This is a genomic window from Caballeronia sp. LZ033, assembly GCF_031451265.1.
Taxonomy (GTDB): Bacteria; Pseudomonadota; Gammaproteobacteria; order Burkholderiales; family Burkholderiaceae; genus Caballeronia.
Genome location: NZ_JARUXQ010000001.1, coordinates 2,597,660 through 2,624,321 on the forward strand (window position 1 = coordinate 2,597,660; position 26,662 = coordinate 2,624,321).

The 26,662-nt window shown below is 66.0% G+C and carries 23 protein-coding genes; 11 read left to right on the forward strand and 12 right to left on the reverse strand.

Translation table 11 applies throughout. The features are described 5' to 3' along the window. Positions 1 to 67 precede the first annotated feature (67 nt). The 4 genes from QCE62_RS12135 to QCE62_RS12150 all read left to right on the forward strand — a co-directional run bounded on the left by QCE62_RS12135 (position 68) and on the right by QCE62_RS12150 (position 7,252). Positions 68 to 1,366 (forward strand): ABC transporter ATP-binding protein, encoded by a 1,299-nt coding sequence (locus QCE62_RS12135; protein WP_309918132.1) that lies wholly within the window; start codon positions 68 to 70, stop codon positions 1,364 to 1,366. Continuing rightward, on the forward strand, positions 1,363 to 5,157 hold the full coding sequence (locus QCE62_RS12140; RefSeq protein ID WP_309918134.1) for a polysaccharide pyruvyl transferase family protein: 3,795 nt from the start codon (positions 1,363 to 1,365) through the stop codon (positions 5,155 to 5,157). The genes QCE62_RS12135 and QCE62_RS12140 overlap by 4 nt, the downstream gene beginning before the upstream one ends. A 52-nt stretch (positions 5,158 to 5,209) precedes the next feature. After that, complete coding sequence (locus QCE62_RS12145; protein ID WP_309918137.1) at positions 5,210 to 6,325, forward strand: glycosyl transferase; 1,116 nt, start codon at positions 5,210 to 5,212, stop codon at positions 6,323 to 6,325. 72 nt (positions 6,326 to 6,397) lie between these two features. Continuing rightward, the gene (locus QCE62_RS12150) at positions 6,398 to 7,252 is read left to right on the forward strand and encodes a symmetrical bis(5'-nucleosyl)-tetraphosphatase (protein WP_309918140.1); all 855 of its coding nucleotides are present in this window, start codon (positions 6,398 to 6,400) and stop codon (positions 7,250 to 7,252) included. Here the strand turns inward: QCE62_RS12150 and QCE62_RS12155 are convergent. The 6 genes from QCE62_RS12155 to QCE62_RS12180 are packed head-to-tail and all read right to left on the reverse strand — an operon-like array spanning position 7,221 to position 11,909. Further along, entirely contained in the window at positions 7,221 to 8,027 is an 807-nt protein-coding gene (locus tag QCE62_RS12155; protein ID WP_309918143.1) for a lysophospholipid acyltransferase family protein, read from the reverse strand. The genes QCE62_RS12150 and QCE62_RS12155 overlap by 32 nt on opposite strands. 2 nt (positions 8,028 to 8,029) lie before the next feature. Beyond that, positions 8,030 to 9,307 carry a dihydroorotase gene (locus tag QCE62_RS12160; protein ID WP_309918146.1) on the reverse strand — a complete coding sequence of 426 codons (1,278 nt, stop codon included), beginning with the start codon at positions 9,305 to 9,307 and terminating at the stop codon, positions 8,030 to 8,032. 9 nt (positions 9,308 to 9,316) lie between these two features. Continuing rightward, positions 9,317 to 10,342, reverse strand: a complete 1,026-nt coding sequence (locus tag QCE62_RS12165; RefSeq protein WP_309918148.1) for an aspartate carbamoyltransferase catalytic subunit — start codon at positions 10,340 to 10,342, stop codon at positions 9,317 to 9,319. Between the two features lie 43 nt (positions 10,343 to 10,385). Further along, positions 10,386 to 10,901, reverse strand: a complete 516-nt coding sequence (gene pyrR / locus QCE62_RS12170) for a bifunctional pyr operon transcriptional regulator/uracil phosphoribosyltransferase PyrR (protein WP_309809551.1) — start codon at positions 10,899 to 10,901, stop codon at positions 10,386 to 10,388. Continuing rightward, positions 10,888 to 11,334: a Holliday junction resolvase RuvX gene (gene ruvX, locus QCE62_RS12175; protein WP_309918151.1), complete on the reverse strand. Its 447-nt coding sequence runs from the start codon at positions 11,332 to 11,334 to the stop codon at positions 10,888 to 10,890. Before ruvX ends, pyrR begins: the two co-directional genes overlap by 14 nt. Beyond that, on the reverse strand, positions 11,331 to 11,909 hold the full coding sequence (locus QCE62_RS12180; protein WP_309918154.1) for a YqgE/AlgH family protein: 579 nt from the start codon (positions 11,907 to 11,909) through the stop codon (positions 11,331 to 11,333). The genes ruvX and QCE62_RS12180 overlap by 4 nt, the downstream gene beginning before the upstream one ends. A gap of 30 nt (positions 11,910 to 11,939) precedes the next feature. On the opposite strand from QCE62_RS12180, the gene QCE62_RS12185 reads away from it, so the two are divergent. Beyond that, on the forward strand, positions 11,940 to 13,436 hold the full coding sequence (locus QCE62_RS12185; protein ID WP_309918157.1) for a deoxyribodipyrimidine photo-lyase: 1,497 nt from the start codon (positions 11,940 to 11,942) through the stop codon (positions 13,434 to 13,436). Here QCE62_RS12185 and QCE62_RS12190 read toward each other — a convergent pair. Both QCE62_RS12190 and QCE62_RS12195 read right to left on the reverse strand, forming a co-directional pair. Then, a complete protein-coding gene (locus QCE62_RS12190; RefSeq protein WP_309918160.1) occupies positions 13,433 to 14,848 on the reverse strand; it encodes a hypothetical protein in 1,416 nt (471 codons plus the stop codon). The two genes, QCE62_RS12185 and QCE62_RS12190, sit on opposite strands and share 4 nt — an antisense overlap. Before the next feature lie 288 nt (positions 14,849 to 15,136). Next, a complete protein-coding gene (locus QCE62_RS12195) occupies positions 15,137 to 15,328 on the reverse strand; it encodes a rubredoxin (protein ID WP_309809560.1) in 192 nt (63 codons plus the stop codon). Between the two features lie 308 nt (positions 15,329 to 15,636). On the opposite strand from QCE62_RS12195, the gene QCE62_RS12200 reads away from it, so the two are divergent. Genes QCE62_RS12200 through QCE62_RS12210 form a run of 3 tightly spaced genes read left to right on the forward strand, consistent with a single transcriptional unit; the run spans position 15,637 to position 17,806 of the window. Further along, positions 15,637 to 16,512 (forward strand): hydroxymethylpyrimidine/phosphomethylpyrimidine kinase, encoded by an 876-nt coding sequence (locus QCE62_RS12200; protein ID WP_309919822.1) that lies wholly within the window; start codon positions 15,637 to 15,639, stop codon positions 16,510 to 16,512. A gap of 54 nt (positions 16,513 to 16,566) precedes the next feature. Continuing rightward, positions 16,567 to 17,346 (forward strand): DUF72 domain-containing protein, encoded by a 780-nt coding sequence (locus QCE62_RS12205; protein WP_309918163.1) that lies wholly within the window; start codon positions 16,567 to 16,569, stop codon positions 17,344 to 17,346. Positions 17,347 to 17,374: 28 nt separating this feature from the next. After that, positions 17,375 to 17,806, forward strand: coding sequence for a hypothetical protein (locus QCE62_RS12210; RefSeq protein ID WP_309918166.1), 432 nt, complete (start codon positions 17,375 to 17,377; stop codon positions 17,804 to 17,806). Positions 17,807 to 17,924: 118 nt separating this feature from the next. Here the strand turns inward: QCE62_RS12210 and groL are convergent, their stop codons facing one another. Both groL and QCE62_RS12220 read right to left on the reverse strand, forming a co-directional pair. After that, positions 17,925 to 19,565, reverse strand: a complete 1,641-nt coding sequence (gene groL / locus QCE62_RS12215) for a chaperonin GroEL (RefSeq protein ID WP_309809566.1) — start codon at positions 19,563 to 19,565, stop codon at positions 17,925 to 17,927. Between the two features lie 95 nt (positions 19,566 to 19,660). After that, positions 19,661 to 19,951 (reverse strand): co-chaperone GroES, encoded by a 291-nt coding sequence (locus QCE62_RS12220; protein ID WP_006999126.1) that lies wholly within the window; start codon positions 19,949 to 19,951, stop codon positions 19,661 to 19,663. A 463-nt stretch (positions 19,952 to 20,414) separates the two neighbouring features. On the opposite strand from QCE62_RS12220, the gene QCE62_RS12225 reads away from it, so the two are divergent. Both QCE62_RS12225 and QCE62_RS12230 read left to right on the forward strand, forming a co-directional pair. Beyond that, positions 20,415 to 20,753 carry a DUF4148 domain-containing protein gene (locus QCE62_RS12225; protein ID WP_309918168.1) on the forward strand — a complete coding sequence of 113 codons (339 nt, stop codon included), beginning with the start codon at positions 20,415 to 20,417 and terminating at the stop codon, positions 20,751 to 20,753. Between the two features lie 215 nt (positions 20,754 to 20,968). Beyond that, positions 20,969 to 21,709 (forward strand): DUF2242 domain-containing protein, encoded by a 741-nt coding sequence (locus QCE62_RS12230; RefSeq protein WP_404987315.1) that lies wholly within the window; start codon positions 20,969 to 20,971, stop codon positions 21,707 to 21,709. Here the strand turns inward: QCE62_RS12230 and QCE62_RS12235 are convergent. After that, complete coding sequence (locus tag QCE62_RS12235) at positions 21,693 to 23,819, reverse strand: 3-hydroxybutyrate oligomer hydrolase family protein (RefSeq protein ID WP_309918171.1); 2,127 nt, start codon at positions 23,817 to 23,819, stop codon at positions 21,693 to 21,695. The two genes, QCE62_RS12230 and QCE62_RS12235, sit on opposite strands and share 17 nt — an antisense overlap. A 257-nt stretch (positions 23,820 to 24,076) precedes the next feature. After that, positions 24,077 to 24,433: a BON domain-containing protein gene (locus tag QCE62_RS12240; protein ID WP_309918174.1), complete on the reverse strand. Its 357-nt coding sequence runs from the start codon at positions 24,431 to 24,433 to the stop codon at positions 24,077 to 24,079. A 607-nt stretch (positions 24,434 to 25,040) separates the two neighbouring features. Here QCE62_RS12240 and QCE62_RS12245 point away from each other — a divergent pair. Then, a complete protein-coding gene (locus QCE62_RS12245) occupies positions 25,041 to 26,552 on the forward strand; it encodes a TAXI family TRAP transporter solute-binding subunit (RefSeq protein WP_309918177.1) in 1,512 nt (503 codons plus the stop codon). Positions 26,553 to 26,662: the final 110 nt, after the last annotated feature.

The window sequence follows — 26,662 nt, forward strand, 5'->3', positions numbered from 1 at the left end:
GGCCGGCCCCGTATCGGAGACCTTCATCAGCACACTTGAGCCGACCCCGCCGTTCATCGGAATGTCCATGCCACCTGTCGCGAACCCCTCGCCGGATAACGCGGATCACGTGCTCGTGAATGTCGAGCGCATCTCCAAGCTGTTCCGGATCTACGACAAGCCCGCCGACCGCCTGCGCCAGTCGCTGGCCTCGCGCATCCGCATGCCGGGCCGCGCCCCGCGCGAGTACGGCCGCAACTTCTGGGCATTGCACAACGTCTCGTTTTCGGTGAAGCGTGGCGAGACCATCGGCATCATCGGACGCAATGGTTCGGGCAAGTCCACGCTGCTGCAGATCATCGCGGGCACGCTTTCGCCCACCAGCGGCGAGATCGACGTCAACGGCCGCATCTCCGCGCTGCTCGAACTGGGCGCGGGCTTCAATCCGGAATTCAGCGGGCGCGAGAACGTGCTGCTGTCGGCGCGCATCATGGGCGTGTCGGGCGAGGAAATCGCGGCGCGCTTCCACGAGATCGAAGCCTTTGCCGATATCGGCGAGTTCATCGACCAGCCGGTCAAGACCTATTCGTCCGGCATGTACGTGCGGCTCGCGTTCGCCGTGGCAATCCACGTCTCGCCGGACCTGCTGGTCGTCGACGAGGCGCTGGCTGTCGGCGACACCGCGTTCCAGACCAAGTGCCTCACGCGCATCCGCGACATGCAGAAGGCGGGCGTCACCATCCTGCTGGTCACGCACTCCACCAACACGCTGGTCGAGTACTGCGACCGCGCCATCTACCTGAAGCGCGGCCACTTGATCAAGGACGGTCCGTGCCGCGACGTCGTGAAGCTCTATGCGAACGATCTCGTCGATGAGGAAGGCGGCCGGGCGATCGACATCGACGTGCCCGAAGGCGAGCGCGCGGCGTCGGAGAGCGGCGCGGAAACGAAGAAGGTGGAGTCCGACAAGACCTCGATCCTCGACGTGAAGATCACCAACGAAGACGGCCGCGAACGCACCACTTTCTCGTTCGACGATCCGTTCCGCGTCACCGTGTCGATCCGGGTGTCGCAGCCGAATCTCCGGCCGTGCTTCGGCGTGCAGCTGAAGAGCGTGGACGACATCGTGCTGTGGAGCACCACGACACAGCACATGAACATTGCGATGGACGCGCTCGAGCCGGGCACGTATCACTTCACGTGGTCGCTGCGCGCCAACTTCTCGGGCAACCGCTATGTGGTTGCGATCGGCGTCGGCGATGTCGAGTCGGGCGAATACAAGCGTCATGCGCGGCTGCCCTATGCCGGGCACATCGACGTGCTGCCGCAGGCCGACGGCGGCTCGGGCTGGCTCGCGCCTTGCCCCGCTTTCGACTTTTCGCAATGAGCACGGAGGATCGCGTGATGTCGGACCGGATCAGGGTGGTCGCCGTCGGCTATTACGGCGCGCCCAATATCGGCGATGAACTGCTGCTCGCCGCGCTCGCCGCGCAGGTGCAGGCGCGCGGCGGCGAGCTCGTCGCGCTGAGCAACAACCCCGCCTACACGCGCGAGGCGTTCGGCATCGAGGCGGTGGACTACTTCAATCTCGGCGAAGTCGGCCGCGCGCTTGCCGGCGCCGACCTGCTGGTGTTCGGCGGCGGCGGGATCTTCCAGGATCATCATCCGTTCCACCTCGAGGCGCTATACGACCCGACGCAGAACGACATCGCGGCCTACGCGCGCGTCTTCTACATGGCTCGCCAGTTCGGCGTGCGCACGGCGATCTGGGGACACGGCGTCGGACCGCTCAACCAGCCGCAGGCGCAAGAGGTGGTGAAGGACGTCTTCGAGCACGCCGACGACGTGACGCTGCGCGATGCCGATTCGCTCGCGCTGCTGCGCTCGCTCGGCGTGACGCGCGAGATCGCGATCGGCGCCGATCCCGGCTGGGGCTATGTGGCGGACGCCGCGAGCCGCGAGCCGGCCGCATTCGAAGCGCCGGGCATCGAGGCGCTTGCCGGACGCAAGAAGCTCGCGATCATCGCGCGGCTGTGGGAGTTCTCGCACGACTGGGAGGAGAAGCTGCTCACGGCCTTGCGCGAAACATTGACGCCAGAATGGTCGGTGGTGTGGGTGGGCTTCCAGTGGTCGGAGAGCGCGCGCGAGCAGACCTCGGACCGCGCGTTCCTCGAAACGATGCAGAGCCAGCTGGGCGACGCCATTCCCGGCATCGTCGTGGACCGGCTCACGCCGGACGAAGCACTGACGCTGCTGCGCCAGTGCGACGCCGCGTTCTCGATGCGCCTGCACGCGAGCATCATGACGATCGCCTCGGAGATCCCGACGGCCGCGCTCGAATACGACCGCAAGATGACGCTGGCGCACGACATGGCCGGCATGCCCGCCGACCTGCGCTTGCAACTCACTGACAACAATGCGCGTTTCAGCCACGCGCTGCATCGCCTGACCGGCGGCGACGCACCGGCGTGGACGATCGCACCGGAGCGGCTGACGGAACTGGCGGCGTCGTCGGGCGTGCATGACGCCATGCTCGACGCCGCGATGACGCGCGCACGCGAGGCGGCCCGTCCGAAGGACAGCTGGCAGAACCGCGACTTCGACTGGTTGAGCACGTGGCTCGAACAGACCATCTGGCAGAAGAATGCGGCTCAGCGCATGCGCGAGAAAGCCCTCGAACTCCTGCGCTTTCGCGACGGCCAGCTCGCGATGAGCGAAGCGCAGGCCGCCTCGGCGAAGGCGGCGGAACAGGCGGCGCTCGCGCAGTCCGCCGAGCACGAGAAGCGCGTGCAGGAGCTGAGCGAGATGTTCAACGCGTTGCAACGCGCGGGCGCGGCTCCCGGCGTGCAGAACGCGGAAGAGGCGCAAGAGGCGGACGCCGGCCTCGCCACGCTGCGACGCGAACTCGAAGCAAGCCGGCAGAAAAACGAAGCACTCTACGAGTCGCTCACGTTCGCGCAGGACGAGCTGGCCGCCGCGCAAGCCGAACTCGCCCAGATGCGCAAAAGTCTCGAGAATCACCGCAATCACGAGAATCGCGAGATTCGCGAGAATCAAACCCGACACGAACCAACACTGGGCATGACGCCTGCCGCGACTGCCGCACCGGACGCCTCGAACGTCGAGCCGGCCGGGACCGCGACCGTAAGCGTCCCCTCATCATCACTGGGTCCGAACATGCTTGTCCGCAAGTTTTTTTCCGCTCCGCGCACCTATACGGAACGCGCGCTCTACATCCTGCGCAACGGCGGCCTGCGCGCGCTCGCGTCAGCGGCGAAACGTCACACTCGCTCGCGCCAGGCGCTGCAGAACGGGCAGGTCCGGGAGATTCTCGACGCCTCCCGCCATGGGCTCTCGCCAACGGATCCGGACCTGTGGTTCCAGGCATCGGCGCAGTTGCAGCGTTCCGAGCTGGTGATCGTCTCGCAGCATCGCTACGACTGGGCTGGCGGGACGCACCGTCATGCGCAGCTGGCGCTGGCGGCGCTGCATGCGGGCCATCGCGTGATCTATCTGTACGTGTCGCCGCAGGACAAGGCGTCCGTTGCGCCGCGTTCGGACGCCTTGCAGATCCCCGGCCTGATTCACCATTCGATCGACGCCGTCACGCTCGAATACGTGTTCGAGCGCGTGTCCGAAGCCGCGCGCCTCGTGATCGGCGTGCCGGACGCGCGCGTGAGCCCGTTCTTCCTGTTCGCGAAGCATCGCGGCGTCGAGACCGTGTTCGATGTCGCCTACGACTGGACCCACGCCGCCGAGCCGCATCGCGCGATGCTGTCGACGCTGCTCGCGCAGGCCGACCGCTGCACCGTCGCGACGCCCGCGCTCGCGGACGCCGTGCGGCAGCAGCGCGACGCCGTGGAAGTGCTGCCGGGCGCCGCGCTGCACACCGTGTTCGATCCGTACAAGACCTACGACGCGCCCGCCGGCTTCGTGCCGAAGAACGGCCGCGTGGCGCTGTGCTTCTGCGTGAACGGTCTCGAAGCGATCGACTGGTCGCTCGTGCGGCGCAGCGCGGAACAGGCGCCGGAACTCACCTTCTGCTTCATCGGCACCGGTGCGGCCGCGCCGGGCATGCCGGCGAACGTCGTCGTGCGCGCCGCCGAGCCGCTCGCAGCGCTGCCGGCCTATGTCGCGCATGCCCATTTCCTGTTCTTCCCGCTGCTGCGCAACGCGCTCGTCGACGGCGACGCGACCGCGGGCCTCTATGCCGGCCTGCATCTGCGCAAGCCGGTCGTGACCTCGCTCGATTTCGGCATCACGCCGTCGGCGGACCTCCATGTCTGCGAGGACGAAGCGTCGTTCGTCGCGCGCTGCGCCGAGCTTGGCCGGGCGGAGCCGTCCGCGCGCCCCGACGACGCCTTCGTCGCGAGGAACAGCTGGCTCGGCCGCCTCGAACATCTGTGCCCGCCTGTACCGCGCCATGACGTGAGCGTCGTGATCCTGATCCACAACAACGCGAAGATCATCGCGCGGGCGCTCGAAACCCTGCTCGCGCATTGTTCGCCGTATCTCGCGGATGTCGTCGTGGTGGACAACGCGAGCGTCGATGGCGGCGCGGAGATCGTCGAGCAGCAGTTCCCGCAAGTGAAGCTCGTGCGCAATCCGGAGAATGGCTGCTCGTCGGGCCGCAATCTCGGCGTCGAGCACAGCACTGGCCGGTACATCGCCTTCTTCGACAGCGACCAGTGGTTCGCGGGCTCGTCGGGCTTCGCCGAGGCGCTGCGCGTGCTGGAAACCGATGCGAGCGTGGGCGTGATCGGCTGGAACGCCGGCTGGTTCGACAAGACCCGCACCGACCTGGGCGGGATGATCGCGGACTACTGCCCGAACCGCGCGATGAACGCCGTGGCGATCCGCGACGGCTATCGCGCCGACATCGGCTTCCTTGGCACGAGCGGCTTCTTCATGCGCCGCCGCACCTTCGACGCGACACACGGCTTCGATACCTTCTACGATCCCACCTGCTTCGAGGACACCGATCTCTGCTTCCAGATCAAGGCGCTCGACATGAAGGTGACGTTCCGCGATCTCTCGGGCATCCGGCATCAGCCGCACCAGACCACGCAGGCCAATTCGGGCAGCGACAAGTACACCGCGCTGTTCCTGCGCAATGCGCAGTACTTCAAGGAAAAGTGGCGCGACTATCCGCAGTTCTATGTCGACTACACGTGGTGAGGAACCCGCGCATGCCGTCCGCCACGCCTCGTCACGCAAGCAGCCTTCACTGATGCGGCAACTCGTCTATCTCTCGCCGCTGCCGTGGGCCAGCTTCGCGCAGCGCCCGCACAAGTTTGTCGAATGGTTCCATGCCGCGACCGGCGGCCGTGTCTTGTGGATCGATCCCTACGCGACGCGCCTGCCCGCCTTGCGCGACCTGCGGCGGCCTTCGAGCGGCGCTTCGGGCGCGAGCGTGGCTCGTCCTGACTGGGTCACCGTCGAGGGCGTGCGCGCGCTGCCGCTCGAACCGATGCCCGGCGGCACGCTGCTCAATCGCATGGGCTGGCGGTCGCTGGCGGGCCGCGTGGCGCGCTTCTGCGCCGAGGGCGAGACGCTGCTGGTCATCGGCAAGCCGAGTGCGCTGGCCTTCGACCTGCTGCGTCATGCACGTGCGGCGCGTTCGGCCTATGACAGCATGGACGATTTTCCGGCCTTCTATACCGGCATCTCGCGCACGGCGCTGGCGCGGGTCGAGGCGCGCATCGCCACGGACGTGGACCGGCTGCTGGTGTCATCGACGGCGTTGCGCGCCCGCTGGCAGACGCTTCGTCCCGACGCGCGGCTCGTCTACAACGGCCTGGACCCGGCGATCCTGCCCGCCGCCGACCTGGAGAAGCTCGCGCGGCTCGGCGACGGCCAGCCGAAGGTCATCGGCTATCTCGGCACGATGGGGCCGTGGTTCGACTGGGCGTGGCTTACCGCGCTCGCGCGCCAGCGTCCTGCCGACACCATCCGGCTGATCGGTCCGGTGTTCTCCGCGCCGCCGGGCGCGCTGCCGGGCAACGTGCAGATGCTGCCGCCGGTCGCGCATGCGGAAGCGCTCGAAGCGATGCGCGCGTTCGACATCGGGCTGATTCCGTTCATCCGCAACCAGCTGACGGACGGTGTCGATCCGATCAAGTACTACGAGTATCGGGCGATGGGGCTGCCCGTCATCTCGACGGCGTTCGGTGAGATGAAGCTGCGCGGCGGCGAGCCCGCGACCTTTCTGGTGGATGCGCCGGAACAGCTCGGCGGCGCCGTGGAAGCCGCGTTGCGCAGTCAGGCGGGCGCGGCGGAGATCGAGGCTTATCGCGTGGAGAACAGCTGGGCGGCGCGGTTTGATGCGGCGGGGGTGCTGGACTAGCCAGTGCTGCGCGGACAGTCTTCACCGGCTGTTTCATAATGAGCTGAACCACCTTTCCCCGCTTCTTCTTCAATGACCGACGCCCTGACCTCCAGCCTCGACACCGCTCTCGCTCCTCTCGTCTTCGGCGACCTGCAAGGCTGCTGCGAGCCCTTCGAGCGCCTGCTCAAAAAGGCGGCCGTCGCCGACGACGTGCCGCTCTGGTTCGCGGGCGACCTGATCAATCGCGGGCCGCAGTCCTTGCAGACCTTGCGCGAAGTGATCGCGCTCGGCTCGCGCGCCACGGTCGTGCTCGGCAATCACGACCTGAACCTGCTGTCGGTCGCGGCGGGTCTGCGCAAGCCAAAGAAAGGCGACACGCTCGACGAGATCCTCGCCGCCCCCGATGCGCCCGACCTCATCGAATGGGTGCGGCACAAACCCGTCGCGCACTTCGAGCACGGCATGCTGATGGTGCACGCGGGCGTGCTGCCGCAATGGGACGCCGCGCTGACCATGACGCTCGCGCATGAACTCGAAACCGCCTTGCGCGCACCGGACTGGAAGGAGACGCTGGCGGGCCTGTACGGGAATGAGCCGCATCGCTGGGATGACACGCTCACGGGCCTCGACCGCCTGCGCGTGATCTACAACGCGCTGACGCGCATCCGCTTCTGCACGCCCGAAGGCGCGATGGAGTTCGCCAACAACGGCGGCCCGGATGCCGCGCCGCCCGGCTATCTGCCGTGGTTCGACGTGCCCGGACGCCGCACGCAGGACGTGACGGTGGTGTTCGGCCACTGGGCCGCGCTCGGTCTGATGATCCGCGACAACGTGCTGTGCCTGGACTCGGGCTGCGTGTGGGGCAACAAGCTGTCGGCGGTGCGGCTCACGGCCGATCCGGCGCAGCGCGTCGTCACGCAGGTGAGTTGTTCGATGAAGAAGTGACGACCGGCTCGACCAACAGCGGCTCGCTGACGACAGCCGGCGCGCCGCGCATCTGATCGAGCGCCGCGCTCACCGCAGCCTGCGCCTCGCTCGCGAGCAGCCGCCGGTCCGCGCCCGGCGCAAGCGGATTGCACACGTAGAGATGCGCGGTGATCTCGCCCGCGCGCAACAGCGCATCGAGCGAATCGTTGAGCGACATGTCGCCGATATACGCAGGCGCCACCGATTGCCGGCCCTGCGCATCCTCGTACCTCAGGCAGATCGGCTGCACCGGCACCGACGCCGACACGGCCGCCTGGAACAAATTCGCATGGAACGGCAGCAGCGTGCGGCCATCGCTCGTGGTGCCTTCGGGAAACACGCACATCGTCTCGCCCGCCATCAGCCGTTGCGCGAGTTCGTGCATGATGCGCTTCGCGTCGCTGCGCTTCTCGCGCTGCACGAACACCGTGTCCAGTTGCTGCGCGAGCCAGCCGACCACCGGCCACTTGCGGATCTCCGCCTTCGACACGAACGGCGTCGGACGCCACGCGTTGATCACGTAGATATCGATCCACGACACGTGATTGCCGACCACCAGCACGCCGGCATCGAGCCGTGCTTCGTCGTTGTGCACGACGAGCTTCATGCCCGCGAGCCGCAGCATCTCGATCGACCAGACGCGGTTCATCGCGCTGCGCTCGCTCGCGGAAGCACGCGGAAACCGCGTTGCGACGATCCCCATGCCCACCAGCAAGTGGACGAGCAGCCGCAGTTTGCGCAGCGTCAGTCTCATGTTCAGCGGCTCTCGTAGGCGAGATGGCCCCCGACCACCGTCGCACGCACGCGCGCCGGCAGTTCGTAGCCCAGGAACGGCGTATTGCGGCCCTGGCTCCTGAGCTTGCGCGGATCGACGCGCCAGTCGGCGTTCGCATCGAACACGCAGACATCGGCGAGCGCGCCCGTCACGATGCGTCCCGCCGGCAGCTTCAGCGCATCCGCCGGCGCCGACGTGATGCGCGAAAGCGCCTTCGCCAGCGGCACGTCCGCCTCGCGCGCCCACTTCACCGTCAGCGACAGCAGCAGTTCGAGGCCCGTCGCGCCCGGTGTCGCTTCGGCAAACGGCAACAGCTTTTCGTCTTCGTCGAGCGGCGTGTGATCGGAACAGATCGCGTCGATGGTGCCGTCCACCAGACCCGCGCGAATCGCCTCGCGGTCGCGCTGCGAGCGCAGCGGCGGATCGAGGCGGAACTGCGAATCGAAATAGCCGATGTCCACGTCCACCAGATGCACGTGATTGATGGTCACGTCGGCGGAGACGGCGAGCCCTTCGGCCTTCGCCGCGCGCACCAGCGCGATGCCCGCCGCCGACGACAGATGCGACAGGTGCACGCGCGCGCCCGTCACGCGCATCAGTTCGAACAGCGTGTGCAGCGCGATGGTCTCCGCCGACACCGGCACGCCGGACAGCCCGAGCCGCGACGCCACCGGGCCGCTCGCCGCGACGCCGCCCTTCGACATGTACGCATCCTGCGGACGCAGCCACACGGTATAGCCGTAGGTGGTCGCGTATTGCAGCGCGCGTTGCAGTGTGCGCGTATCGACGATCGGGTTATCGGCCTGCGAGAAGCCGATGCAGCCCGCTTCGGTCAGCTCGACCATCTCGGTGATGGTCTCGCCCTTCAGTCCCACCGTCAGCGCGCCGAGCGGATACACATGCGCCTGATGCAGCTTCTGCGCGCGGAACTTGAGCATCTCGACGAGACCGGGTTCGTCGAGCGTCGGGTCGGTGTCGGGCGGACACACGAGACTCGTCACGCCGCCCGCCATGGCCGCGGCCATTTCCGATTCGAGCGTCGCCTTGTGTTCGAAGCCCGGTTCGCGCAGCCGCGCCGACAAATCGACGAAGCCCGGCGCCACGTACAGCCCATTGGCGTCGATCACCTTCGCCGCCGTGAAGTCGGCGGGCGCCGCGCCCACGCCGACGATCCTGCCCGCCGCAATGAACACGTCCTGGCGTGTCTCGGTGCCCGCGGCCGGATCGATGATCGTGCCGCCTTGAATCTGGATCTTCATGTCGCGTTCTTAGTCACTGTTGCCGGCCACGATGCCCATGACCGCCATGCGCACGGCGATACCGAAGGTCACCTGGTTGAGGATCACCGACTGCGGGCCATCGGCCACCTGCGAGTCGATCTCGACGCCGCGGTTCATCGGTCCCGGATGCATCACGATGGCATCGGGCGCGGCGAGCGCGAGACGCTCGGGCGTGAGACCCCAGCTCTTGAAGTACTCCTGCGCCGACGGCAGCAACGCGCCGCTCATGCGCTCGTTCTGCAGGCGCAGCATGATGATGACGTCGACGCCCTTCAGGCCTTCGTCGAGATTGTGATAGACGTGCACGCCCATCTGCTCGAGGTTGCCTGGCAACAGCGTGCGCGGACCGATGGCGCGCACTTCGGGCACGCCGAGCGTGGTCAGCGCATGAATGTCCGAACGCGCGACGCGCGAATGCAGGATGTCGCCGACGATCGCCACGCGCAGCTTCGTGAAGTCGCGCTTGTAGTGGCGGATCGTGTACATGTCGAGCAGACCCTGCGTGGGGTGCGCGTGACGGCCGTCGCCTGCGTTGATGACGTGCACGTGCGGCGCGCAATGCTCGGCGATCAGATACGGCGCGCCGCTCGATGCGTGACGCACGACGAACATGTCGGCATGCATCGCCGAGAGATTGTTGATCGTGTCGAGCAGCGATTCGCCCTTGCTCGTCGACGACGCGTTGATGTTGAGGTTCAGCACGTCCGCCGACAAGCGCTTGGCCGCGATCTCGAACGTGGTGCGCGTGCGTGTGGAGTTCTCGAAGAACAGGTTGAACACCGACTTGCCGCGCAGCAGCGGCACCTTCTTCACTTCGCGGTCGGTCACGCTCACGAACTGCTCGGCGGTGTCGAGGATGTGCGTGACGATCGAACGCGGCAAGCCCTCGATGGTCAGCAGATGCTTGAGTTCGCCGTTCTTCGTGAGCTGCGGATTGCCCTTGAGGAAGCCGTAGCGGAAGGGTTCGGCCTGGGGATTCGCCGCGCTGTCCGCGCCCTGGGTTGCCGTATTCATGATGATCCCGGGTGTTTCTCTGGAGAAAGCTCGAAGCCGCGCGTCACTGCGCGCGCGGTTCCGTCGTGAAAGTGAACGCGTTGGATTCGTTGCGCGCCAGCACGAGGGTGTCGCCCGCCGGCACGTCGACCATGCCGCCGGTGAAGCGCGCCGCGATCGGCATCTCGCGTCCGCCGCGATCCGCGAGCACCGCGAGGTCGATCGACGCGGGCCGGCCGTAGTCGTACAACTCGTTGATCGCCGCGCGCACGGTGCGGCCGGTGGACAGCACGTCGTCGATCAGGATGATGCGGCGGCCGTTCACGTCGAACGGCAGTTCAGTCGGGCGCGCCTGGCTGTGCAGGCCCTTTTTCGCGTAATCGTCGCGATGCAGCGCCACGTTCACCACGCCGAAATGCGGCGCCTTCAGATCCTGCGCGAGCCGTTCGGCCAGCCACACGCCGCCGCTGTAGATGCCGGCGAGCACGGCGCCGTCGGGTGCGTCGAGCGAGGGACCGTAAGCGCTGCGAATCTGCTCGACGAGCGCGCGATACAGCGCTTCGGCGTCAATGGAACTCATGATCGTCGGCTAGTTCGTCAAGATATTGTTGAAGGATGACGCGGGCGGCTTCGGCATCGATTTCGTCGAAGCGGCCGCGCGCATTGGTGCGCACGCCGCGTTCGCGCAGGTCGGCTTTGGCATCGACGGAGGAATAACGTTCGTCCACCCATTGCACGGGCACGTTGAAACGCCCGTTCACCTGATTGCCGAAGCGCTTGGCCAGCGCGCTCATCTTGTGCGGCGTGCCGTCGGGATGCATCGGCATGCCGACCACCACGGCGTTCGGCTTCCATTCATCCAGCAGCTTGCCGACTTCGAGGAAGCGATAGTCCGAGTTGCGGTTTTCCAGCGTGAGAAGTGCGCGTGCCTGACGGGTGAGCGTATTGCCGACGGCGACACCGATACGTTTTTCGCCGTAGTCGAATGCCAGCAGCGTGGCTTCGCGGCTCATGCGTGCCCTGCTTCGCCGGACAACATCGAGCGCGACACGCCGAGCAGCGAGAGCGCGGCTTCGAGACGGTCTTCGGCAGGGACGTCGAAGATGATGCGCGGATCGGCTTCCACGGTGAGCCAGCCGTTCTTCGAGATTTCTTCCTCGAGCTGGCCCGCGCCCCAGCCTGCATGACCCAACGTGAGCAGGAAACGTTCGGGACCCGTGCCGCTTGCGACGGCTTCGAGCACGTCCTTCGACGTGGTCATGGCCAGGCCGCCGGGCACGCTCATGGATGAGCTATACGGCTCGCCGTCGCCGGCTTCGTGCAGCACGAAGCCGCGCTCGGTCTGCACGGGACCGCCGAAGTACACGGGCAAGTGAACCAGCGGCTCGATCTCGAGCTTGAGATCGATGCGGTTGAAGAGGGACTGCAGATCGATGTCGGTCGGCCGGTTGATGACGAGACCCAGCGCGCCCTTCTCGGTGTGATCGCAAAGATAGACCACGGTTTCTGAGAACGTCGGATCGGCCATGCTCGGCATGGCGATCAGGAACTGATTCGTCAAATTGATGCGATCGGAAGTCTTGGACATAATTCAGGATTTTAACAAAGGCGCTGCGAGATGGCCGACTTCGATGTGGGATTGGTCTGGTTTCGGCGGGACCTGCGCGCGGCAGACAATGCTGCACTCTATCACGCGCTTACACGCTGCCGCCGGGTGCTGTGCGCGTTCGTTTTCGATCGCGAAATCCTCGCGCCGCTGGCCCGGCAGGACCGCCGCGTGCCGTTCATTCATGCCAGTTGCGTCGAACTCAATCGCACCTTGCACGATGCGGGCGGCGCGCTGATCGTGCGCCATGGCGCGCCGCTGCACGAGATTCCCGCGCTGGCGCGCGCATGCGGCGTGAATGCGGTCTTCGCCAACCGCGACTACGAGCCGTCCGCGAAAGCGCGCGACGAAGCCGTGGCGAAGCGGCTCGCCAGCGACGACATCGCGTTCTTCACCTTCAAGGATCAGGCCGTCTTCGATCACGACGACGTGCTGACCGGCGCGAACAAGCCCTACACCGTGTTCACGCCGTACAAGCGCAAATGGCTCGCGACGCTCACGCCTGATGCGCTGAAACCGTATGCGTCGGAGGACCATCTTCAGGCGCTGGCGAAGCCGCCTTCCGATGTGAAGCACGCGATGCCGTCGCTCGCGCAACTCGGTTTCGCGGAGGCAAACGGTCCGGCGTTTCCCGCCGGCACGAGCGGCGCGTATGAACTCTTCGACGACTTCCGCGAGCGCATGACCGACTACGGCCGCACGCGCGACTTTCCCGCGCAGAAGGGTCCGAGCTATCTCAGCGTGCATTTGCGGCACGGCACCGTGTCCGCTCGCGCGCTTGCCCGCAGCGCGCACGATGCGCAGCGGCACGGCGACAAGGGCGCCGAGACCTGGCTCGGCGAGCTGATCTGGCGTGAGTTCTACTTCTCCGTGCTGCACCATTTCCCGCATGTTGGCGTGCCGGGGGATCATCGTGCGTTCAAGCCGGAGTACGACCGGATCGAATGGGAAACCGGCGACGCCGCCGAAGCCGACTTCGCCGCGTGGTGCGCCGGCCAGACAGGCTATCCGCTCGTCGATGCGGCCATGCGGCAGATCAACACATCGGGCTATATGCACAACCGTCTGCGCATGGTGGTGGCGAGCTTCCTGACCAAGGATCTCGGCATCGACTGGCGGCGTGGCGAAGCCTATTTCGAAGCGCTGCTGAACGATTTCGAGCTGTCGAACAACAACGGCGGATGGCAGTGGGCCGCGTCGAGCGGCTGCGATGCGCAGCCGTATTTCCGCATCTTCAATCCGGTCACGCAGTCACAGAAGTTCGACTCGGCGGGCAAGTTCATCCGCCATTACGTGCCGGAGATCGCGGGGCTGTCGGATCGCGACATCCACGCGCCGTGGCGCGCGAAACCGGACGCGCTCAAGGCCGCGAAGATCGCGCTCGGCGCGGACTATCCGCAACCGGTGGTGGATCACGAAGCAGCGCGCAAACGCACGCTCGCGCGCTATGACGTGGTGCGCGGGCCGGGCAAGCGGCCAGACGAGCCCCGGTCCAGCGATGACGATTAACGCGTAACGGGCATCGGTTTTTCGATCATCCCGGTAAGCGCGACGATCGAGCCACGCCCTTCCGACGGCGCAATCCCCGCCGCCGCCTGATGCAGCATCGAGCGCAGCATGTGCGCGGCGCGTTCGGGCACGGTGGCGTCGAGACCGCGGGTCGCGCCTTCGGCTGCTGCAGGCGCTGCGCCGCGGGCCTCGCCGTGATACGCGACGCGCCGCCACGCGAGACCGAGCGTATCGGCGAGCAACGCGACATGGCCCAGCCCCAGCGCGCACGCCGCCGCGCCCAGCCGATGCGAAGCATTCGCCGCCGACAGCGCCGCCGCCTCATCCACCGTGCCGGTTTCGCTCGCCTGCGCACCCCGCTCGACCAGCGCCTCGATGGCCGTCTCCGCGCTCTGCAGAAAATCCTCGTAGGCGAACGCGTTCACGCGCAGCACGCCGAGATCGCGCGTGGCGGCGTCGCGGGCAAGTTCCCCGGCCTGCGCCGCGCCCTCTTCCCACGCCGCCTCCGACGCCGGCGTAGACGCCACGTGCCACGCGACCGTCAGGCCGTAGTCGCGCAGCACATCGACGTGCTCCGCCTCCTCCGGCGCCGCGCCGTACAGCGCGAAATCGCGCCACAGCAGTGCGAGGGTCGCGCGCACCAGCGAGCGCGGGGCGTAGGTCAGCGCGTGCGCCTGATCGGCCAGCACAAGGTTGAAGCGCGCGTACAGACGTCTCGCATCGGCGTCATGAGCATTCTGCCGGGCGCCGTCGTCAGGTTCGGCACGCGCGGCCCGCGCGCGCAACGACGTGACACACGACGACGCCAGCCGCCAGAAATCGTAAGGATCCGGGCCGCGCAGATCGGCCAGGCACGCATCCAGGCGAGCGTAGGCAGCGGCGGATTCGTCGGCCGGTCCGCGCAGCAGCCTGAGCAGCGCTTCCTCGTAATGCGCCCGCACGCGCGCGAGCCGCTCGGGCGCGAAGCCGCGCAGCGTTGCCGGGGCGATCGCGCGGCCGGCAAGCGCCAGGTCGTCGTACGAAACGGGCGCCACGCGCGTGTGCGCCGCCAGCAGCGCATGCAGCCCGCGATAGTGATCGAAGAGTGCTGTCGAGCAGGCCAGCTCGCGCAAATTGTGACGTTCCACCGCGGCGCCGAAGATGGCGATCGCATCCGCGATGCGCGCACGGTTGGCGTCGGATTCATCGCCCAGCGGCGCGACCAGCGCCAGTGCCTCCGCAAAGCGCTGCGCCGGCAGCCAGCCGGCCGAATGCAGCGCGGCGATCGCCCGTTTCAGCGCCGCGCCGGTTTCGCCCTGGCGCTGGAAGGCGTGCTGGGCATCGGTGAGGGCCATCTCGGCGAGCCGCACCGATCCGCCGCGCGGATTGGGCAAGGCTTCGAACGGAACGTGCAGATCGGGACGTGATGTCATGTCGGGCGCTCACAAGCCGTTGCGCGGGCGTGTGGCTCGATGGGCCGCCGCACGCGGTTGAACTGCGTCACTGCGTCTTCGGTCGATGCGAAGCCGGCGTCGCGGGAGGGCCGGCCGTTGCGCGCACATGCTGCGTGCATGCTGCATACGTGCTGCCAAGGCGCAACGCCTGATCGGGAAGGTCCGCATGCCCTGCGCCCGGCGGCGATGTGCTCCACCTCGGCCGGCGTCTCGCCAAAAAACGCGCGCCGCATGACGGAGGTCATGCGGCGCGTCAAAACATGTCAGTCAGATCTGCACCATCTCGAAGTCTTCCTTGCGGGCTCCGCATTCGGGACAGGTCCAGTTGATCGGGACGTCCTCCCAGCGGGTTCCCGGCGGGATGCCCTCTTCGGGCAGGCCCGCTGCTTCGTCATAGATCCAGCCACAGATCAGGCACATCCAGCTGCGCGGTTCGTGTTGAGATTCGCTCTGTTCCATACTGACGCCAGGTCGATTGGTCGGTTGAAATTAGGACAAGATGGTACCGTGTTGCTGTAGTGATGCCTAGCAAGCGTCCCGCCCGCAAGGCGGGTTGTAATCTTGTCGCTCCGGTGCCGCTCCCATGCGAAGGCTAGCGCGTCGGAAAAAAGTGCGCAAAGAGAACAGTCGGACGGCATTAGGCCGCATAATCGGAGCGTGTCCGAGCAGGCATTCCTTCGCGCGAACAGTTGAACACGCGCGGGCGGACCCGCTCCGAGCCGCCATGTCCATCCAAGCAATCCAATACCACAATGTCCGCTTTTGCCATGACCGGCGACTCCCCACCGATCGTACTCACCTTCGGCCTCTCGGATCCCACCGGCGGCTCCGGCCTGCAGGCCGACCTGCTGACGCTCGCGAGCATGGGCTGTCACGGCGTCACGGTGCTGACTGGTTACGCGGTGCGCGACTCCGCGTCCTGCGACGAAGTGACCGGCCTCGATCCCGATGCCGTGGCAACCCAGGCGCGCATGTTGCTAGAGGACATGCCGGTAGCCGCGTTCAAGATCGGCGCGGCGACCCGGGCCGAAGTCGTGTCGGCGATCGCCGAAGTGGTCTCCGACTACGATGACGTCCCGCTGATCCTCGCCCCCGACTTCACCCTCGACGACGAGCACGTCCTCGCCGCGGATGAGTTGCGCGAGTCGCTGGCCGATCTGCTCGTGCCGCAGACCACCATGCTGATTGCCGATCACGCCACGCTGCTGCAGCTCGCGCAACCGGACAGCGACGCGGAATCGCCCACGCTGGACACGGCGATTTCACACCTGCTGTCGCAGGGCTGCGAGTACGTGCTGGCCCTGGAAGCGGGTACGCACCGGCACGTGATCACGTTGTACAGCGAAGAGGGACAAGTGCGTCAAGACATATGGGACCGGGCGGTGCATCGCGTCGTCGGCCTGACGGATACCATGGGTTCGGCCATCGCCGCCTTGCTGGCGAACGGCCAGGAGCCTGCGGAAGCCGCGCGCGAGGCCCAGGAATATGTGTTCCAGGCGGCGCGCGCCGCGTTTCGACCGGGCATGGGCGCTTATTTGCCTGACCGCTTTTTCTGGGCGCGCTCGAATGACGCGGACGAGGAAGGCGACGCGTCCTCGCTGTCCGACGACTCCACCGGTCTGCCGGGAGAAGCGCGGCACTGAGTTCTTGCAGTGAACCGCTTGCAGTGAACCCCAAGAGGGAGGCTTCGCGAACGCATGCCGTACCGACTGCCCCATCTGCACAAGCCCGGCCCACAAGGCGCGATCCGCATCGGCTGCGCGGGCTGGGGTCTGTCGAGCGCTGTCGCAGCCAGCTTCCCCGGCGAAGGCTCGCATCTCGAGCGCTACGCGCACACGCTGACGTGCGTCGAAATCAACACGAGTTTCTACAAGCCGCATCGGCCGGAAACCTACGCGCACTGGGCGGAGAGCGTCCCCGACTCGTTTCGCTTTTCGGTCAAGCTGCCGAAGGCCATCACGCACGAAGCGCGACTGGTCGACAGCGAAGCGCTGCTCGACGAATTCCTGCACGCCGCCGGCAAACTGGGCGACCGGCTGGGCTGCTGGCTCGTGCAACTGCCGCCCAGCCTGCCCTTCGATCACGACATCGCCGAGCCTTTCTTCAAGACGCTGCGTGCGCGCACGGATCTGCCGATTGCCTGCGAAGCGCGCGAGCACGGCTGGTTCACGACACACGCGGCCGCGCTGCTGAAGGCGCATCACATTGCCTACGTTGACGCCGACCCGATTCCCGACGACTGCGAAATCCGGCACCGGGCGGATGGCGGACTGGTCTATGTGCGGCTGCACGGTTCGCCGGAGCTCTACAAGAGTTCCTACAACTACACCTATCTCGACGATCTGGCGCGCACGCTGCACACCCGCGCCAAAAAGACGGCCGAGGTCTGGTGCGTCTTCGACAACACGGCCGAAGGCCATGCCCAGCCCAATGCGCTGCATCTGATGGAGCGCTTGCGGATTCATCACAAGGTCTGAAGCGTTCGACGCGACGGAGGTTCACGCGATGCACAAGCCGGCAGGACGACTCACCCGCTTACTGGAAGCCGCGCTGCTGGCTGGTCTGCTTGGCCTCTGCGTTCCCGCGCAAGCGCAGAACGCAGCGCCGCCACCCGCCGCCACACCCGCCGGCGACGGCACTTTCCTGCTGACGATCTTCCTCAAGCACGATGAATCGAAGACGCTTCCGCAGATCAATCAGCAACTCAAGGAACAGGGCTACTTCAAGCAGTTCCCGCCGCCGGGCGTGGAAGTGGTGTCGTGGTACGTGATGATGGGCATCGGCCAGGTGGTAACGCTGCGCGTGCCGGCCGACCGGCTGCGCGAGGTGAATCGCGCGATAGAGAGTACCGCGTGGGGCGGATATCGCACGGAGTTCTATCCGACCTACGACTACAAGGCCGCGGCGCAGAAGCTGCGCGACGACATGAACAAGTAGGCGTGTCGTGTCAGGAAAAGGCGGACGAAAAAAAACCTGCATCGCTGCAGGTTTTTTTCTGACATGACGCGAGCCCCTTTCGAGACTCGCGCCCATGTAGTCCGGCGTGAAGCCAGATTTACATGTCCATGCCCATGCCGCCCATGCCGCCGGGCATGCCGCCAGGCATCGGAGCATCTTCCTTCGGCAGTTCGGCAACGGCTGCGTCGGTCGTCAGCAGCAGGCCTGCCACCGATGCCGCGTTTTGCAGCGCCGTACGCGTGACCTTCGTCGGGTCCACGACACCGGCTTCAACCAGGTCGCCGTACTCGCCCGTCGCCGCGTTGTAGCCGTAGTTGCCCGAACCTTGAGCAACCGCTGCCACCACGACCGACGCTTCTTCGCCGCCGTTCGTCACGATCTGGCGCAGCGGTTCTTCCATTGCACGCAGAACGATCTTGATACCGGCGTCCTGGTCGGCGTTCGCACCCTTCAGGCCGTCGATCGCACGACGTGCACGGATCAGCGCCACACCGCCGCCCGCCACGATGCCTTCTTCCACAGCTGCACGGGTTGCGTGCAGTGCGTCTTCAACACGTGCCTTCTTTTCCTTCATTTCGACTTCGGTCGCAGCGCCGACCTTGATCACTGCAACACCGCCGGCCAGCTTGGCCACGCGCTCTTGCAGCTTTTCACGGTCGTAGTCCGACGTCGCTTCTTCGATCTGCTTGCGCACTTGCTTCACGCGCGCTTCGATGTTCACGGCTTCGCCAGCGCCGTCGATGATCGTCGTGTTTTCCTTGCCCACTTCGATGCGCTTCGCCTGGCCCAGTTCAGCCAGCGTTGCCTTTTCGAGCGTCAGGCCGGTTTCTTCCGCGACGACTTGACCGCCGGTCAGGATCGCGATGTCTTCCAGCATGGCCTTGCGACGGTCGCCGAAGCCCGGAGCCTTGACAGCAACCGTCTTCAGGATGCCGCGGATGTTGTTGACGACCAGCGTAGCCAGCGCTTCGCCTTCGACGTCTTCAGCGATGATCAGCAGCGGACGGCCAGCCTTCGCGACTTGTTCCAGCACCGGCAGCAGGTCACGGATGTTCGAAACCTTCTTGTCGTGCAGCAGCACGAACGGGTTTTCGAGGACGGCGACTTGCTTGTCCGGGTTGTTGATGAAGTACGGCGACAGGTAGCCGCGGTCGAACTGCATGCCTTCGACGACGTCGAGTTCGTCTTCCAGCGACTTGCCGTCTTCGACGGTGATGACGCCTTCCTTGCCGACCTTGTCCATGGCTTCAGCGATGCGGTCACCGATGGAGGTGTCGCTGTTCGCCGAGATCGAGCCGACTTGCGCGATTTCCTTGTTGGTCGTGCAAGGCTTGCTGATCTTGCGCAGTTCTTCGATGGCGGCAGCAACGGCCTTGTCGATGCCGCGCTTCAGGTCCATCGGGTTCATGCCCGAGGCAACGTACTTCATGCCTTCACGGACGATGGATTGCGCCAGGACCGTAGCGGTCGTGGTGCCGTCGCCGGCGTTGTCGCTGGTCTTGGAAGCCACTTCCTTGACCATTTGCGCGCCCATGTTCTGGAGCTTGTCCTTCAGTTCGATTTCCTTCGCGACCGAGACACCGTCCTTGGTGACCGTCGGGCCGCCGAACGAACGCTCGAGCACGACATTGCGACCCTTCGGACCCAGCGTGACCTTGACCGCGTTGGCCAGGATGTTCACGCCTTCGACCATCTTGGCGCGTGCGGAATCGCCAAAAGTAACTTCTTTAGCTGCCATATCAAGACTCCTTGATTCGATTCAGTTTTCCGGCTTCGCCATGCGCGCCCGAGGGGCTGCTGCAAAGGGCGAAGCCAGACGTGCAGGAAGGATGCTTACTTGACCAGGACGGCCATGATGTCTTCTTCGCGCATGACGAGCAGTTCCTGCCCGTCCACCTTGACGGTCTGGCCGGCGTACTTGCCGAACAGCACGCGGTCACCGACCTTCACGTCGAGGGCGATTTGCGCGCCCTTGTCATCGCGCTTGCCCGGGCCGATGGCCAGGACTTCGCCTTGATCCGGCTTTTCTGCCGCGGCTTCCGGGATCACGATGCCCGATGCGGTCTTGGTTTCCTGATCCAGACGCTTGACGATGACGCGATCGTGCAAAGGACGAAGGTTCATACACACTCCTCTCTTGATTGAGACTGAAATCGCTGGAAAACCCGTCCTGCAAGGCAATGCCCGCGGAACGGCAAACTTGTTAGCACTCGCGTGCGGTGAGTGCCAATTATATGGACCGGATTTGACAATTTCAAGGATGGGGACGGCGGGTAATCCCGTAGCGGTGAAATTTTTTCGAATTTGCCGGCCAGTTGGCGAGAACCGCACGGATTCGTCTTGACCGGGTCCGCGAGGAAAAGGTTCACCGGAGGCCCGCATTTGCAGGCGTGAAATCAGCACGTGTCCTATGAGACCTCAGACCCCGATTGAATCGATTAATGTCGATTGAAGAATTCTGATTTATCCGAATCAGGGTTTTTACCTAGATCGCCGCGAACTAGACTGCCTTCACCGACGAAGCAACAGCAAGCAGCACCACCACTTACTGCCGCATCGTTTCCCCAATCAAGATTCGGAGGTCGTCATGTTGAAGTCCATCGTTCCCGCCCTTGCCATCGTTGCCGTCCTGGCCGCTCCCGGTTTTGCCCAGGCCCGCGAAGACGGTCCCGTCACCCGTGCCCAGGTGCGTGCCGAACTGGTCCAGCTCGAGCGCGCCGGCTATAACCCGGTCGGCGATCAAACCACCTATCCGGCCGACATCCAGGCTGCGGAAGCCCGGGTCGGCGCCAGCCAGCCCAATGCAAGCGCCTTCGGCGGCGCCGCTGAAGGCGCCTCTGCGGCAGGCCATGCGCATCGGCTGAACTTCCTGGATCGCGTCGTGCGTCCCGAAGCCGCCAATCCGGTCGATTTCAATCGTCCGTAATCCGGCTGGCCGCAGCATAAGCAGCAGCACCAGCAGCAGACAACCCGGCCCCGCGCCGGGTTTTGCGCCTTCCGATGAACCTCAAGCGCACGCCGGTTCATCACGCTGTCAGTCACGGATCGGACGAGGGTTGCAGACCGCGTTTTTTCATCGTCCAGTCCGACGGCACTACAATTTGTCTCTGCCGTTGACCCACACTCCGGATCCGCCGCTTTATGTCCATGCCGTCGCTGCGCTCAAGTCTCGTTCTCCTTGGTTTGATTGCCCTCACCGCTTGCGGAGGCCGCTCGGCCACCACCCCCAGTTACCAGCAGGAGCTGTTCAACACCGGCGCGAGCCCGTTCGCGCGCAACTACGACGCCACCGTCAACGAAACCTGCGAGGCCGCGCGTCGCGCCCTGCTCTCGCAAGGTTTCCTGACGACCATGGGCCAGCCCGATACCGTCGACGCCACCAAGAACTTCCAGCCGAGCGCCGAAACCCACGTCGTGGTGTCGTTTCATGTGGTCTGCACGCCGGGGGAAAACGCGACGAACCAAAGCATCGCGTATGTGAACGCCGTCCAGGACGGCTATGCGCTCAAGAAAAGCGACACGTCGGCGAGCGTGGGACTGAGCGTGCTCGGTTCGCTGTCGCTGCCGATCCGCTCGAACAGCGACGCGATGGTCAAGATCTCGAGCGAAACGGTGCCCGCCGGCAAGTTCTACGATCGCTTCTTCAACCTGATGAGCCACTATCTGAACACGGTGCCGCGCAGCGCGCCCGTCGCCGCCGACGAGGTGAAGAGCAAGCCGCTCGCGCCCTCGCTGATCGTGAACTCGCCGGACCTCACGCCCACGCCGATCGTCGTGCAGACGCCCGCCGCCGCCACCGCCATCCCGACTTCGGAGGCGGTCGCGGCGAGCGCTTCACAGGCGTCGTCGGCAGCAGCGGCGCCCGTCAGTTCGGCACGTTGACCGCGCCGCCCGACACGCTGATCGCATTGGCGCCGGGATCGGCGGCGATCGCCGGCAGGTTTGCGGTCGTGAGCGCGGGCGCCGAGCCCGCCGTGCCGCCACGCGCCACCGTCCGCACCACTTGCGAAGGCGGCAGCGTCGCGTTGTTCTTCAGATGATTCCACATCAGGTTCAGCGCCTGAATGTTGTAGTAGTGGACCGGAATGAAGCGCGTGTCGAAGCCCGCGACGCTCAGGAATGCGTCGAAATGCTGGCCGTTGGTGATCTCGTACAGCGACAGTTGGCTCTTGTTGCCCTCCGCCATGCGATTCGCGCCCAGATACGGCCGACCGGCATGGTTGATCGGCACCAGCGCATCCGCGCGTCCCTGCACGATGATCGCCGGCTTGCCGCGCAGGTTCGCGTTCACGCGGATCGCATTCACGCTGGCCGCCATCGTCGCGTTGCCGATGGTCCACAGCGAGCGCAGGCAGGCCGCGCCCGCATAACTCGCGTCGGGCGTGGCAAAGCGATGATCCGCCGCGCCGCCCGTCCCCACGTTGTAGACCAGGTTGATCCCGTTGGTCGGCGGCACGCCATTGCCGTTGCCGAAGACCGTGAGCATCGGCGACACCAGGGGCGCCACGCCCGCCGCGCCGCTCACCGCGTTGGTCGTGCCGAAGCTGAAGTTGCACAGGTTGTCGAGCACGCTCGCCTTCATGTAGGCGTCGGCATACGTGACCGCCACCGCCGGCACCGCCTGCGAATCCCACATCGGCGCCTGCAAGGTATCGGAATCAGTTTCGTAGCCGGCCTGGTGCAGCTGGTCGAGCGCGCTGTTGGCCTGGGCGATCGTCGTGGCGCCCGAGATCAGTCCGCCCGCCGCCAGCGACGCGCAGCGCGCGGTGCGGATCGCCGTGGTCGTGGCGAGCGGCAGCGTCGTCAGGTACGGCGCGCCGGCTGCGGCGGGGGCAAGCGCGGCGCACGGCTGCAGCAGGTTGGCGAGCGTCATGTAGTCGGCGAGCGGCCGGCCGAACGAGCCGACCGGCAGGCCGCCCTGCCGCACCGACACCTGCGACGGCAGGTTCAGATTGATCTGCGGCTCGCCGACGACGACCGCGGTGATCCAGCCGTCGGTATCCTGCTCGGCTGCCGCCAGCGCCGCGCCGCCGCCGTTGCTCACCGAAGCGGCGATGGTCGTGATGCTGCCCTTGCCATAGCGCACCTGATGGTTCGAACCGTTCAGTGGCCCGAACATGTCGTTGAGCGCCCAGTAAGCGAACTGGATCGCCTGCAGGGTATTCGCGCCCCAGTCCTTCTCGGGATTCTGCTGTGAATGCGCGTGCTTGTAGGCGTAGCGGTTCGGGAAGGCCGAGTTGAACGATGCGATGGCGGACGCGCTTGCATTCGCCTTGAAGATCGCGCTGGTGCCGGCGAAATCGGCATTGACGAGCGTGCCGTCGATGCGCGTGACGAGGTTGCTCGCCAGTTCGTGCGCGCCGTTGCCGCTGCCCTTGTCGGTATAGGCCACCGCGCAGCCGCGCTTCAGGCCCCACTCGCCCGCCGCCGAGATCGCGCCATACACGCCGCGCGATCCCGACGACGTCGCCGTCACGATGCACGGCTGGTCGGGATTGAAGCTCGCCGGCACCTGGACCATCAACGAAACGTTCTGCGTGCCGCTGCCGTCGTCGGCGAACGCGAGGTATTCCTTGCCCGCGATCTTGCCTTCGCCGAGCGTGTCGTTGCCGTTCAGGTCGACATTCGGCCCCCAGAAACGCCCGTAGCCGCCGTTCGCCGACATGTCGACGAGCGCGCGGTAATTCGACCAGATGGCGAGGCGCCGCAGGTCGGCGGCGCTCGGCGACGCCGGGTTGGCAATCGAAGGCGCGGTCGCCGCAGCGAGCCCGGTCTTGCCGAGGCCGGCGGTCAGCAGATCGTCGGACTGGCCGTCGTAGGTTTGTGACTTGATCGCGCCGGAGACGAATTTCGGCACGCTGTTGTTCGCCGGGCCGCCGCCGTTGTCGTCATCGCCGCCGTGGCAGGCAGCGAGCGTCGCGGCTGCCAGCAGCGCGATCACAGCCGTGCGTGGCCAAGTTCCCGAACACTGAAAACGTGCGAATCGCTTCATTTTCGTCTCCCGTATTGTTGTGCTTCACGCCTTGTTTCAGAACACGCTACGCTTCGCTTTCGATCCGTCAGTATCACGCGGAAGCTGAAAACAGTCGCTGCTGAGTTTCCCTGTCTGCAACGCGACGGGCCGGAAGAGACACACCCGGCGTAAACGACAACGGGCTCCGACGATCAAGCCGGAGCCCGTTGCATGGCGATGGCGTCAGACCGGGCGGCGGTGCGACGCCGCCCGAAGTCTGCCGCCTGCGTCCCGGATCAGCCTCCGCCGCCGTTCTGGACGCCGAGGGTGATCTTGTTGCTCACCGATGTGACGCCCTGGACGCCCTTCGCCACTTCTTCCGCCTGGGCGATCTGGCCGCCTTCCGGCACCGTGCCGGTCAGCGTCACCGCGCCGCCGCGGGCGCGTACGAAGACGTTGGAGACATCGAAGCCTTGCGCCTTGGACAGCGCGCGGCGCACCGCGTAGCCGAGCTTGCGGTCTTCCTTCTTGACCGCGGACTTCTGCGCCTTGGTCGGCGCAGCCGACGTGTCGCTCGACTGGGCATAGGCGCTCGAGGCAATGGTCACGCACAGCACCACGCCCAGCGCCTTCAAGAGATCAACTGCTTTCATGGTTTCTCCTTTTGTTTCGCTTGTTGACTTCGCACAGTTTGCTACTTCGCTCGTTTTGCACTTCAAATCCGGGCCGCGCTTGCTGGCGGCTGGCTACGACATCGAGCGGTTGCCCCGTGACCACGCGCTTCGCCCGAAGCGCTGAACGGCTTGAGGGCATGGCGGAGGCAAGCCGGCAGATGCGGCTCACGGTGCTGCGAGAGGCTGGCGAACGAAACAATTAGTGGCCGGTTGATCGGGTGGCATGCCCGTCGGCTCGAATATGTCCTGACACATGGCGCGATACTGCGTTGCGCGGCTCAACGTGACGCTGCGGCCCAAACTGCGGGCAGCGGCGCGCGAGGCTTCTGACATGCGGCGGCGATCGTCAATTTAGCCCAGCGCGGCCATTAGCGCAAAACATTTAACGACGCGGCCCGTGCGAGCAACATCGGCGGCGGCGAAGACACATCGATGTCACAGTCGGCGTTCATGGGGGCACGCCAGGAAGCGCCGCCCGTTTCCGGCAATCCGCGACGTCAGGCCGGTGCTTTCGGAACCTGCGCAGAGGAAGCCGCGGTGCGATCGGGTAAGCTCGCTTGCACGAAGTTTCACGATCACTCATCAAATGACTCACTCCACAGGCCCCGATCCGCGCGGCAATCCGGGCGGCGAACCGGACGCGTCCCGGCGGCGGCGGCCGCAGCCGAAAATCGTCGCCCGCTTCGTGGCGATCTCCTGGCGCGACCTGGCGCTCACCTTCGGGCCCATCCTGCTGGTCTGCGCCGCCGCGCTCTACCTGGCCGTCCGGCTGATCCAGCCCGCGCCGCCGAACACGCTGACCCTCGCGGCCGGCCCGAAGGGCAGTTCGTTCTGGAACGCCGCGCAGAAGTACAAGACGATTCTCGCGCGCAACCGCGTCACGCTGAACGTGCTGGAAACCCAGGGCTCGCTCGACAATCTGACGCGCCTGGAAGCCCCCGATTCGAAGGTCGATGTCGGCTTCGTGCAGGGCGGCCTGACCAAGCCGGGCGAGACGCACGACAACCTGGAATCGCTCGGCAGCGTGTCGTACGTGCCGCTCGCGGTGTTCTACCGCAGCCCGACGGTCGTGAACCGGCTGTCCGAGCTGAAGGGCAAGCGCCTGGCGATCGGCGCGGAGGGCAGCGGCTCGCGCGTGCTGGCGCTCACGCTGCTGAAGGCGAACGGCATCGAACCGGGCGGCGACACGGAACTGCTGCCGCTCGCCGGCGACGAAGCCGCGCAGGCGCTCGAAGCCGGGCGCGTCGACGCCGTCTTCCTCGCGGGCGATTCCGCCCAGCCGCCGACAATGGCCAAGCTCCTGCGCACGCCCGGCATACGCTTCATGGATTTCGCCCAGGCCGACGCCTATGCGCGCCGCTTCCCGTATCTCACCGAGATCCAGCTGCCGATGGGCGCGTTCGACTTCGCGCGCAACCTGCCGCCTCGCCCGGTGCACATGATCGCGCCGACAGCCGAACTGGTCGCGCGCGACAGCCTGCATCCGGCCTTGTCGGATCTGCTGATCGAGGCGGCGCGCGAAGTGCATGGCCGCGCGAACCTCTTGCAGCGCGCGAACGAGTTTCCGGCGCCGCTGGTCCACGAATTCCGCATCAGCGACAACGCCGAGCGTTATTACAAATCGGGCAAGAGCTTCCTGTACCGCTCGCTGCCGTTCTGGCTCGCCAGTCTCGCGGACCGCGCGGTGTGGCTGCTGGTGCCGCTGATCGTGGTCCTGATTCCAGGCCTGCGGCTGGTGCCGGGGCTGTACCGATGGCGGGTGAAATCGCGCATCTACCGCTGGTATGGCGCGCTCATTGCGATAGAGCGGGAAGCGATCAACGGTCCCGACCTCGCGCAGCGGGATGCGTTGCTCGACCGTATCGACGCGATCGAAACCGCCGTGAACCGGATGAAGATGCCGCTCGCCTTCGCGGATCAGTTCTATGTGCTGCGCGAGCACATCGGTTTCGTGCGGCAGCGTCTGGCGAATGCACCGGCGGCGGCGCCCGGCAGTGGAGCAGGCGACGCGAAGGACAGCAGCCCCGAAGGCGACGTGGCGCAGGCCGATTCCCCGGCCATCGCAACGCAGGCAGACACCGGGCCGCGCAGCACATAATATCGATAGCAGCGACGTTGCAAAGCGCGCCGTTCCGCTCTCGCCAACCGGGCTGGACGCCGCGCACGACGAATAACAGACGCAGCCCGGGTGTCCGCCGCGTGGGACCG